The 6,445-nt window shown below is 50.1% G+C and carries 4 protein-coding genes; 1 reads left to right on the top strand and 3 read right to left on the bottom strand.

Annotated features, from left to right (window positions below):
* Positions 1–170 precede the first annotated feature (170 nt).
* The gene (locus QUW60_RS05930; RefSeq protein WP_289559145.1) at positions 171–923 is read left to right on the top strand and encodes a copper homeostasis protein CutC; all 753 of its coding nucleotides are present in this window, start codon (positions 171–173) and stop codon (positions 921–923) included.
* On the opposite strand, the gene QUW60_RS05925 is transcribed toward QUW60_RS05930, so the two are convergent.
* From QUW60_RS05925 to nagB, 3 genes are all read right to left on the bottom strand, one after another.
* Positions 907–3,534 carry a transglutaminase domain-containing protein gene (locus QUW60_RS05925; RefSeq protein WP_289559143.1) on the bottom strand — a complete coding sequence of 876 codons (2,628 nt, stop codon included), beginning with the start codon at positions 3,532–3,534 and terminating at the stop codon, positions 907–909. The two genes, QUW60_RS05930 and QUW60_RS05925, sit on opposite strands and share 17 nt — an antisense overlap.
* Before the next feature lie 91 nt (positions 3,535–3,625).
* Positions 3,626–5,611 (bottom strand): glucosamine-6-phosphate deaminase, encoded by a 1,986-nt coding sequence (locus QUW60_RS05920; RefSeq protein ID WP_258337067.1) that lies wholly within the window; start codon positions 5,609–5,611, stop codon positions 3,626–3,628.
* A 42-nt stretch (positions 5,612–5,653) separates the two neighbouring features.
* The gene (gene nagB / locus QUW60_RS05915) at positions 5,654–6,445 is read right to left on the bottom strand and encodes a glucosamine-6-phosphate deaminase (RefSeq protein WP_289559140.1); all 792 of its coding nucleotides are present in this window, start codon (positions 6,443–6,445) and stop codon (positions 5,654–5,656) included.

Raw genomic sequence — 6,445 nt, 5'->3', positions numbered from 1 at the left:
CTGTACGCAAAAATAATGGTTTTTCGGAGAATAACAAGGAGTATGGAGATTATTTTAAATGAAAGAGCCGTGCGCTGCCGTAAAAATAAGCATGATATTGTTGTGTTTCGCCATGTAAAAAGTGTACTTTTGTGGCTGAAAGGTCCTTTTTGTTTTTTTACAGGAAAATTATGGCAAACTATACATTTGAAATTTGTGCCAATTCGGCTGAAAGCTGTGTGGCGGCGCAGCAAGGCGGAGCGCAGCGAGTGGAGCTGTGCGCTTCGATGCCGGAAGGAGGGACGACCCCTTCGTATGGCGAGATCCGCATGGCAAGAAAACTGATTGACATCCGTCTGCATGTGATTGTCCGCCCGCGCGGAGGTGATTTTCTGTATTCTCCGATGGAACTTGACATTATGGAAGAAGATATCAGAATGGCCCGTGAGGCCGGAGCGGACGGAGTTGTGTTCGGCTGCCTTACTCCGGAGGGAGATGTGGACAGGGAGGCGATGCAGAAACTGCTGAAGGTTTCAGAAGGCCTTTCCGTGACTTTCCACCGCGCGTTCGACTATGTAAGGAATCCGGAGTCGGTTCTTGAAGAGCTGGTTGAGATGGGAGTAGACCGTGTGCTGACTTCCGGACAGCAGCCGACAGCTCTGCAGGGGGCGGATCTGTTGCGGAAACTGGTGACGAGAGCTGCCAATCGGATAATTGTGATGCCCGGATGCGGGGTGAACGAAACCAATATCGCCGAGCTTGCCACCCGGACGGGAGCGGAGGAGTTTCATTTTTCCGCGCGCGAAAACAGGCAAAGCCGGATGCTATTGCGCAATCCGGCTTTGTCGATGGGAGGGACGGTGAGTGTGGATGAATATTCGCATCCCGTCACCACCCCTGAAAGGGTGAGAAATACAATCAGAGCACTCACAGGCCGTGGATGACACGGAGAAGCTGCTCGCCCAGTCCGATTGTATATCCGTGCGATTCGAACACAACCCGGTTGAATGTATCGGCAACGATGAAAATCGGGAGCTGGTTCGGGTTGGAGAGTTTCATGCTCTCTGCAATGGCGCGCTGGATCTGCTTTCCGTTGTCGATGCCGAATACTACGTTGGATGGCAGATTGGGAAACTCTTTCTTGTCGAACTTGTTGTATGATGACTCGTCCGGGAAGAGCAGCACGAATGTGCGTCCCCATTTTTCCAGCGCATCCTTTCGTGCTTCCAGGTCTTTCAGCGCATGATTCGTAGGTTCTTCCCCTGCGCCCAATATGCCTATCACGAAATATCCTCTGCCTGTAGTTTTCAGCACGGAGGTCTGTTCGCCTGTTTCCGGAAGAGTGAACAGGCTTTCGGAATTGAAGTTTCCGATTACGCGGATATCTTCCGGATTGTCACGCATGGTCAGTGTGGCGGCTGTAGTCTTTCCCTTTTCTACATTGAAGAAAGCGATTTCACCCAGCACGCTTCCGCTTGCCATCCGGCTTCCGCTCACCATCATGTAGTATCCGGTTTCTACATCTGTCCCGTTCTTCAGCAGTGACATCCATGTGGTGCTTTCGGGGTAGTTTTGCAGGATGAATCTTCCGTCTGCATATCTTGAGATGGTGAAATGGCTGTAATACTTGGGATTGTCAAGCCGGGGAATCTGCCTGTAGTCTGCCTTCACCTTTCCTTTTTCCGGATGTCTGCTGGCTGCGGCTTCAAAGTCTGCAATCCGTATTTCTCCTTTTTGCCTGAAACATACGTTGCCGGTAATCTCGTCTATCCAGGCCGGGATGCCCAAACTTCGGGCCGAGGCTACGAAGAATATGTTTCTTGATGCGGAATCGGTGACGCGGCTTTTCCATACTCCTTCAGGCGATGTGGTGGTGAAAAGCGTATTCAGATCGTTGCGTATCGTAAGGCTGTCCCTGCACCAGTTGACAAGCTGCTGCGGATCGTTGCGGAATGTTTCGGCAAGAGAAGCCTGGATGTGCTTCTGCAGATAGCTGCGGTAAGGAGTCAGCATTTCGGATGCTATGCGTGGCGCAAGGATTTCAGTCACGTCAGCCTGTGGATCCGTGGCATAAAGGTGGTCTTCCAATACGCTGCACGGAGTGTCGCGCAAGTCTTTTTCCGACAATGTGCCCAACATGTCGAACGCACGGGTGGCCGAATTTCTTTCTGCGGCATGCGAAAGGAACCGCATGATTTCTTCGTAGTTTCCTCTTGCTCCGGTAATGTATTTTAGTGCTTCTTCTGTATTCAGTCCGCTGTCTTTGGCGAATCCTTCAATCATCTTCCTGTTCGGAAAAGTCTGTACATAGGCGTTGCGGATGGAGTCTTCTGTTTGCATTCTCCTTGCGTTTCGGACGACTTGCTCTTCTGTCGTTTGGGGATAAACGGCCTTTTCTGCCGGCGGTACGATCAGGATGCTGTCGCTGAACCGGTCGCCGACTTTGTGGCTTAGCGTGACAGTCACGTCCCTGTCTTTTCCGAAAGAGATTTTGCGATAGCCGAACAGGTTTCCGGCCGAGGCAAAGACCAGCAGGTCGCCGAGTCCGGCAGATAGCTGTGCCTGTCCGTTCTTGTCGCTGGTCTGGCGCGACACGGTATAAAACTCGGCATAGTTGTATAGCTTGAACTCCACGTTGGCATCGGGTACGGGTCTGCCTTCCGTGTCTTTTACCGTAACCGTAGTGTGCGCGCTCGTTCCGTAATTGTCGATGATGTTGATTTCCGTATAGTTGGCGGTGCGTTTCATTACTTCTTCAGGGCCGTTGTAGCTTCCGAATACTTTTGTGTGCATCAGCATGCTGCGGCTTGCCGGAGCATTGAACCATCCCAGGTTCAATACGGGTTCAGGTTCGCATGCACCGAGGAAATACCATTTCCCGTCTACCCATGCTTCTACCCATGCGTGGTTGTCGTCGGTATGTGCCCATCTTGGCGTATAGACCTGGCGTGCCGGAATGCCTACCGAACGGAGAGCTGCTACGAGCAGTGTCGATTCTTCTCCGCAGCGTCCGTATGCTGTCTTTATGGTTGCCAGCGGAGAGCTGGTTCGGCTGTCGGTCGGTGCATAGACGGCTTTTTCGTGACACCAGTGGTTAACCTCCAGCACGGCATCATACATGGAGAGTCCTTTGATACGCGGTGTCAGTTCTTTGAGAAACACCTCTCTTGAATTGTCCATGTTTTCATTGTTTATACGCACCGGAAGTACAAAATGCCGGAAAACGATGTCGGGAATGCTGGGCCCCCATGGCATGGACTCCCGTGTACCGAATGCAAGTCTGACGTTTTTCAGATAGAATTCGCCCGGATAGTCTGTGATGTCACCTGGGGTCATGTAGGCATAAAGGAAGGTCATGGCCTCGCGTTCTTCTGTGCTCATTTCCTGGCTGAACACGTTGAAAAGATTGCCGTACGGCAATGCTGTCTGTTTGGCCTTGAAGTCATTCTCCACCCTTGTCCGGTATTCTTTGTCTTTCAGAAAGTGACGGGAAGTGCAGGAGAATAGACTGATGCACAATGCGAAGCAGACAGTCTGCAAAAGATTCTTTTTCATGCGGATGGAAATAATAAAAAATGTCATTCCGGTAAAGGGCTGAACATACAGCCTGATTCCGGAATGACATTATCAGTTAGAATTAGTATTGTCAGATGGGTTTGTATTCAACAAAAGCTTCCATCGCCTCGTAGCTTGCAAGTCCAAGCTGGTCGTAGAGCGAAGCGGTTCCGCGGTTGCGGTCTTCGCTTCTCTGCCAGAACAGACGTTCGTCGTTTCCTAAGAAAGGAGCGCTTTCCATTTGCGACTGGTGCTTGAGGATGGAGTTGCGTTTCGCTCTCAGTTCTTCAGGACTGAGCGGGACGCACATTTCGATGTTTTCGATTTCCCATTCGGCCCATGCGCCGCGATACATCCAGATACGGCAGTCGTTCAGCCATTCGGCTCCGGCATTCTTCTCTTCATCGATGGCAGCGAATACGGCGTCCGTACATACGCGGTGCGTGCCATGCGGGTCAGCAAGGTCGCCGGCCACATAAATCTGATGCGGCTTGACTTCACGCAGCAGATTCAGCACGACTTCGATGTCCTTTTCGCTGATCGGATTCTTTTCGATTTTTCCGGTTTCATAGAAAGGCAAGTCGAGGAAATGGCATCTGCTCAACGGAATCTTGTTGTAGGTGCAGGCGGTGCGGGCTTCGCCGCGGCGGATCAGTCCTTTGATGGTCAGAATGTCGCGTGTGTCCATGTCGCCTTCTTTCTTGTTTGCGAAGAAGTTCTTGATTTCAGCATATTTTTCGCTGATAACCTTATCCTCACTGTTGGCAAACAGCTGGTTGAATCCGTTGATGAAGTGCATAAAGCGTACCACTTCTTCATCGCCTACGGCAATGTTGCCTGATGTTTCGTAAGCGACATGCACTTCGTGTCCCTGCTGTACCAGACGTCTTAAAGTTCCTCCCATTGAGATTACGTCATCGTCAGGATGCGGAGAGAATACGATGACACGCTTCGGGAACGGTTTGGCGCGCTCCGGACGGTACGTATCGTCTGCGTTTGGCTTTCCTCCCGGCCATCCTGTAATGGTGTGCTGCAAATCGTTGAACACTTTGATGTTGGCATTGTATGCAGAACCGTAAAGAGCCAGCAGTTCGCTGAGTCCGTTTTCGTTATAGTCCTTGTTTGTCAGCTTAAGAATGGGCTTCTTGAGCTTCAGGCAAAGCCATACGATGGCACTGCGCACCAGTTTGTCGTTCCACTCACAGCTTGTTACCAGCCAGGGACGCTGAATACGGGTCAGATGGGCAGCGGCAGCCAGGTCGACGCATATCGTAGCGTTTGAGTGCAGCTGGAGATACGAAGCCGGCAAAGTGTCGCTCATCTTGTCTTCAACGGTCTGTCTGATGATGTCAGCCTTGTTTTCACCCCATGCCATTACATATACTTTCCGTGCGCTGAGAATCGTGCCGATTCCCATTGTAATGGAGCAGGGAGGCAGGTTGTCTACGCCGATATTGTGCGATGCTTCTGCGCGTGAAGTTGAGTCTATCAGAATCAGACGGGTCATCGAATTGGCGTAAGAGCCCGGTTCATTCATTCCGATATTGCCTTCCCGTCCGATGCCCATGACTGCGATGTCAAGGCCTCCAAATGTTTGTATGCGCTGTTCATAAAGGCGGCAGTGCTCGGTTATTGCATCCTGAGGGATTGTTCCGTCAAGTGTGAATACGTTTTGCCGGTCAATGTCTATTTGCGAAAGGAACAGCTTGTTCAGATGATTGAAGCTGCTTCCGGCCTCTTCTGTCAGCGGATAGTATTCATACAGGTTGAAGAACACTACGTTGCGGAAACTTACTCCTTCGTCCTTATGCTTGCGTATAAGAGCTGTGAAGAGGTAACGCAGCGAAGCTCCCGTGCCGATGGCGATGGTGCAGAACTTGCCTTCTCGCTGGCGGTCCTGGATTTTTGCGACGATTTCGTTGGCGATCTGTTCCGTTCCCTCTTCTATGCTTTCATAGATATTGGTTGGAATTTTTTCCAAACGGGTCAGCACAGAACGTTCAATCGCATTTTCCGGCCTGTAGTAGCGGGGAGATACGCGGTTCAATGAAATTTGTGAACTAAGATTGGTTCTCATGAGTAGGGGTGTTAGTGGAGGCTTTGCAGCCTCGGTTTTTAATTACAAATTGTTCTTTTCAATGTCCTTGAAATATTTGTATGTGCCGACTTTCAGTTCGTCTGTAGCTGCTTCGTCACATACGATAATGCCGTGCTGGTGCATCTGAAGGGCACTGATTGTCCACATTTGAGTGATTCCGCCTTCAACTGCATGCTGCAGGGCACGTGCCTTGTTGTGTCCGTTGCAGATAATCAGCACTTCCTTTGCAGAAAGGACTGTACCTACACCCACAGTCAAAGCCGTTTTGGGGACTTTGTTCACATCGTTGTCAAAGAAGCGTGAGTTGGCGATGATCGTATCGGTGGTCAGCGTCTTTACACGTGTGCGTGATGAAAGAGAAGATCCCGGTTCATTGAAAGCGATGTGTCCGTCGGGGCCTATTCCGCCAAGGAACAAATCGATTCCGCCGAATTTCTCAATCTCTTTTTCGTAGTTGGCACATTCGGCTTCCAAATCAGCAGCATTGCCATTCAGAATATGGATGTTTTCTTTGCAGATATCAATGTGGTTGAAGAAATTGTTGAACATGAAAGAATGGTAGCTTTCAGGATGAGATTCCGGCAACCCTACATATTCGTCCATATTGAATGTGACTACATTCTTAAACGATACAACACCTTTTTTGTTCAGTTCAATCAGAGCTTTATACATACCCAATGGCGAAGAACCGGTAGGAAGACCCAGAACAAATGGCTTTTCTTGTGTCGGATTTGCTGAGTTGATTTTGTTTGCTACATAGTTTGCAGCCCATTGCGAAAGGGCTTGATAGTCGGGTTCAATTATAAGTCTCAT

Origin of the sequence: Bacteroides gallinaceum, assembly GCF_030373775.1 — a bacterium.
In the GTDB taxonomy this organism is placed as follows: Bacteria; Bacteroidota; Bacteroidia; order Bacteroidales; family Bacteroidaceae; genus Phocaeicola; species Phocaeicola excrementipullorum.
Note: the sequence above shows the minus strand (reverse complement) of the source record. Positions and strands in the feature narration are given on the sequence as shown.